We start from the raw sequence: 3,973 nt of genomic DNA on the forward strand, positions 1-3,973 counted from the left end.
CGAGTTTTTCCACGATGTACGGCCTGGACTCCAGGAGATAAATGGCCCCTTCATGGAGGGTGACCGGGGCGGATGTGAAGTCGACCTCGGCAATGGTCACGGGCTTCGCGGGATCGGTCCGGTCCGTGACCACGAAGTTCTCCTCCGGGATATTCCGGAGGCTCACGGCATTGGCGGGATAGGCGTCCCTGTTCCAGTGATACCGCTCTCCGGCCCGGTGTAGGACCTGCTCTTCTTCAAGGTATTTCAGGATCTCATTCAGGTCTTCGCCTCCGAAGGTCTCCCCAGGCTCAAAGGGGAGTTCAAAGGCCGCGCACTGGATATGGCTCATGAGGATGAGGAGATTGTCCGGATGGATCCGCCCATACTCCGGGGATGCCCCAAAGAAATAATCGGGATGGGTGACGATGAACTGGTCCAGGGGATTGCTGCGGGCAACCAGGATGGCGATGGAATTCCCCTTGCGTCGGCCTGCCCTCCCGGCCTGCTGGTAGGTGCCGGCCACGGAGCCCGGATACCCGGCAAGGATGCAAACATCGAGGCTCCCGATATCGATCCCTAATTCCAGGGCGTTGGTGGAGACCACGCCGATGACCTTCCCCTCCCGGAGCCCCTGCTCGATCTCCCGGCGGGTTTCGGGAAGGTACCCGCCCCGGTACCCCCGGATCCGCTCCTCCCCCGGTAGCCCCTGTTCGAAACGCTCCTTCAAGGTCCGGGTCAGGACCTCCACATTGAGGCGGCTGGTGGCGAAGATCAAGGTCTGGATTCCCTGCTTCAGGAAGGGAGCGGCCAGGTGTCGGGCCGAGGTGAGGGCGCTTTTCCGGATCCCGAGTTCTCGGTTGATCACCGGGGGATTATAAAAAAGGAAATGTTTCTCCGCACTCGGGGCGCCGCTCTCATCCACCAGATCCAAGGGTTCCCCGCAGAGGGTGCTCCCGAGTTCCTCCGGGTTGGCAATGGTGGCAGAACAGCATATAAATTGAACACTTGAATTATAGAACCTTATAATTCTCTTTAACCTCCGGATCAGGTTGGCCATATGGGACCCGAAGACCCCCCGGTAGGTATGGACTTCATCAATGACCACATATCTCAGGTTCTGGAAGAGCCGGATCCATTTGGTATGATGGGGGAGGATCCCGGTATGGAGCATGTCCGGATTGGTAATCACGATATGGCCGCGGAGCCGGATCGCGGATCGGGCATCAGCCGGCGTGTCCCCGTCATAGGTAAAGGCGGAGATCGGGGCGTGCAGCGCCTGGATCAGGGAATCCAACTCATGGAGCTGGTCCTGGGCCAGGGCCTTGGTCGGAAAGAGATAGAGGGCACGGGTCTCGGGTTCACGGAGCATGGCTGAGAGGACAGGGAGGTTATAGCAGAGGGTCTTGCCCGAGGCCGTGGGGGTCACGATCACCACGTTTTTCCCGTCATGGATCCGGTCCACGGCCTTTCTCTGATGGGAATAGAGGTTCTCGATACCACCCTGTTTCAGAACCTGGACCAGGCTTTCCGGCGCCCAAGACGGGAAGGGGGCGTATTCCCCCTCCCTGTGCGGGAAGACCCTTTCGGCTGTGAACCGCTTGGTAAAGTCCCTGCGGGACCGCCATGTATTAAGGACCGTCTCAACCGGCATGGATCTCCCCCTCTTGAGCGCTATTTTCCCCAGCAGAACTTCCGGCACAGTCTACATAAATTTAACCGAAATGAAAAGAATGAAATCAGTGGAGGAAGAATCGGATTCCCTGATCAAAAGGTTGAGGAGATTCTTACGATCATTTGCGAATCTATCATGCAGGTTATTTCTTCAGGAGGCCGAGCGCCGTGCTGACCGCTTCTTTTGCACTGCCGGCCTGCCTCACGCCTCGGATCTCCCAGGTGTCCAGCCCCACGACCGGTTTTCCCATCTTCAGGGCAAAGGCGATCTCGGACAAGGTCCCGTATTCCCCGCCCACGGCGATCAGGGCGTCCGAGACCCTGACCACGATGGCATTCCTGGCATGGCCGAGATCCGTGGGAATGGAAATATCAATATAGGCGTTGGCTTCTCCCCTATTCTCCCCTGGAAGGATCCCGACCGTGATCCCCTTCTCCTCATGCGCGCCGCGGGCTGCAGACTCCATGACGCCGCCCAGCCCCCCGCAGATCAGGACCGCCCCGGCCCGCGCCACCTCCCGGCCGACCTCCAGGGCCGTGCGGTTGGTCTTTTCTTCATCCCGGCCTGAGCCGATAACCCCGATTTGTAACATCATCAGCCCCTGGAATACTCTGAATCCGGCTTATGGTTCTGTCTGTGTTTCAGGATTGGAAACCACTTCAGGTAAGACCCCGTTCGTTACTCGGCAATCGGGCTTTCCCCGATCCTGCCGAGTATCCTGGCCGCCTCGACCACCACCCGGTTGTCATTGTCTTTGAGCGCCTTCATGAGCAGGGGGTGCAGGCGCTCGTAATCGTTGAGGCTGCTCAATGAGAGGACCGTCCGGAGCCGGACATCCGGATCCTCATCCTCGAGGGCATTCAGCATGGCATCCATTTCCCCGCTGAGATCTCCCTGGGTCAGGATGTTGAAGAAATCCATCTGCTCGACCTCGCCGAGATCGAGCGTGGGCCGCGCCATTCGCACCTTCTCGGCCAGCCCATGCCCCTCGATGGATGCCTGGGAGAGGAGATTGACCACCCGATCCGGGAAATTCATCTTCCCGATCATGGTGGAAATCCGAGTAGGCCTCCCCTCTTCGAGTTCATAGACACCGGTGTAGACCGCGGCCCCGTGCGTCTGGTTCTTAAGCGAGCGGTTGATCCGTTCGTACACCTCGGCAGGGGTGGATGCCAGCACGCTTTTCGGGGCATAGAGGATCATGGCGATGACGGCGGCCGTGGTATAATCGTAGCCTGAGGCAAAGAGGTCCCCGCCCTTCCAGATCGCCTTCATCTGCTCCATGAGGAGATCCTCGGTCAGCGGGCCCGTCATGTTGAAGCTTGTGGAACCGTAGATCAGGAGCCCTCGAGAAGAGAAGACCTTCCTGAAATCTTCGCTGTCGAAGCTGATCAGGCTCCGGATCTTGTAGGCATGGTCGGCCCGGTTGAAGTCATCGAAGCTCTTGACGATCCGCTCGTTGGCCCGGACATAGTACTCGGAGAGGCTGACTCCCGGGAAAAAGTCCAGAATCTTTTGATTGTCGATCAGAACCACGCTGTTCAGGTTCTGTCTGAACAAGGTATTGACGGCCTGGATGGCGTTCACCTTGGTCAGGCTGCTTTCGCTTTCCGCAGGAAGGGTGATCAGCACGGAGATGGGCAGGTTCAGGGGACGCAGGATCTCGGCCAGGGTCGGGAGATTGCTCCCGGTCCCGCCTCCCATGCCCGCGACCATAAGAAAGAGGTCCGAAGACTTGGCCGGCTCACTGAGAACGCTCAGGATCCGGTCACGGTTGGAAAGGAGGCTCTGCTTCCCCAGATTGAGATCCCTCCCCGCTCCGCTCCTCCCGTCCAGCCCCACATGGAGCCGGAACTCCTTGGGGAGTTCTTCCAGGCTCTTGAGGTCGGAAAACGACGTATTCAGGGCAAAGGACTCGTAGCCCCGCTTGGCGAACTCCACGGCCAGATTGCCGCCGCACTGTCCCAGGCCGATCACGCTGATCTTCAGCCTTTTTCTGAAATCCTTGAGCTTCTCTTCCGCAGGTTTCATGGAGATCCCCCCCCCGATGCATTCCCCCATCCCAGGGCCGCACCTCACCGCAGGGCAGAGGAAATTTCTGATGATCATCACTGAAAAGCTGGATGCGGTCCCGGACCCATCGGCCCGCATCGTATCAAATCAGGGTTGGAGGTGTCAAGGACTTCAGTATGAGTACCGGGCGTTCTCCGGACTGCTCATGACCTTTGACCGGATCGAGATTAGCCCAATAAATTTCTCCTCTCAATATTCGGGCCATTCGCCTTTTTCCCCTGAGAAACCTTCCTCAGCAAGCGCCTG

The 3,973-nt window shown here is 58.6% G+C and carries 2 protein-coding genes and 1 pseudogene; all 3 read right to left on the reverse strand.

From position 1 onward, the window contains the following. Positions 1-1,633: pseudogene (locus AUK29_09965) on the reverse strand (hypothetical protein). Positions 1,634-1,796: 163 nt separating this feature from the next. After that, positions 1,797-2,249 (reverse strand): TIGR00725 family protein, encoded by a 453-nt coding sequence (locus AUK29_09970; protein ID OIP61605.1) that lies wholly within the window; start codon positions 2,247-2,249, stop codon positions 1,797-1,799. A gap of 83 nt (positions 2,250-2,332) precedes the next feature. Further along, on the reverse strand, positions 2,333-3,805 hold the full coding sequence (locus AUK29_09975) for a hypothetical protein (GenBank protein OIP61606.1): 1,473 nt from the start codon (positions 3,803-3,805) through the stop codon (positions 2,333-2,335). Between the last annotated feature and the right edge of the window lie 168 nt (positions 3,806-3,973).

The organism is Nitrospirae bacterium CG2_30_53_67, from assembly GCA_001873285.1.
Taxonomy (GTDB): domain Bacteria; phylum CG2-30-53-67; class CG2-30-53-67; order CG2-30-53-67; family CG2-30-53-67; genus CG2-30-53-67.

Bases quoted from the DNA above. Each gene is read 5' to 3' on its own strand.
- AUK29_09970 (OIP61605.1), bottom strand. From the start codon at position 2,249: ATGATGTTACAAATCGGGGTTATCGGCTCAGGCCGGGATGAAGAAAAG.
- AUK29_09975 (OIP61606.1), bottom strand. From the start codon at position 3,805: ATGCGGGCCGATGGGTCCGGGACCGCATCCAGCTTTTCAGTGATGATC.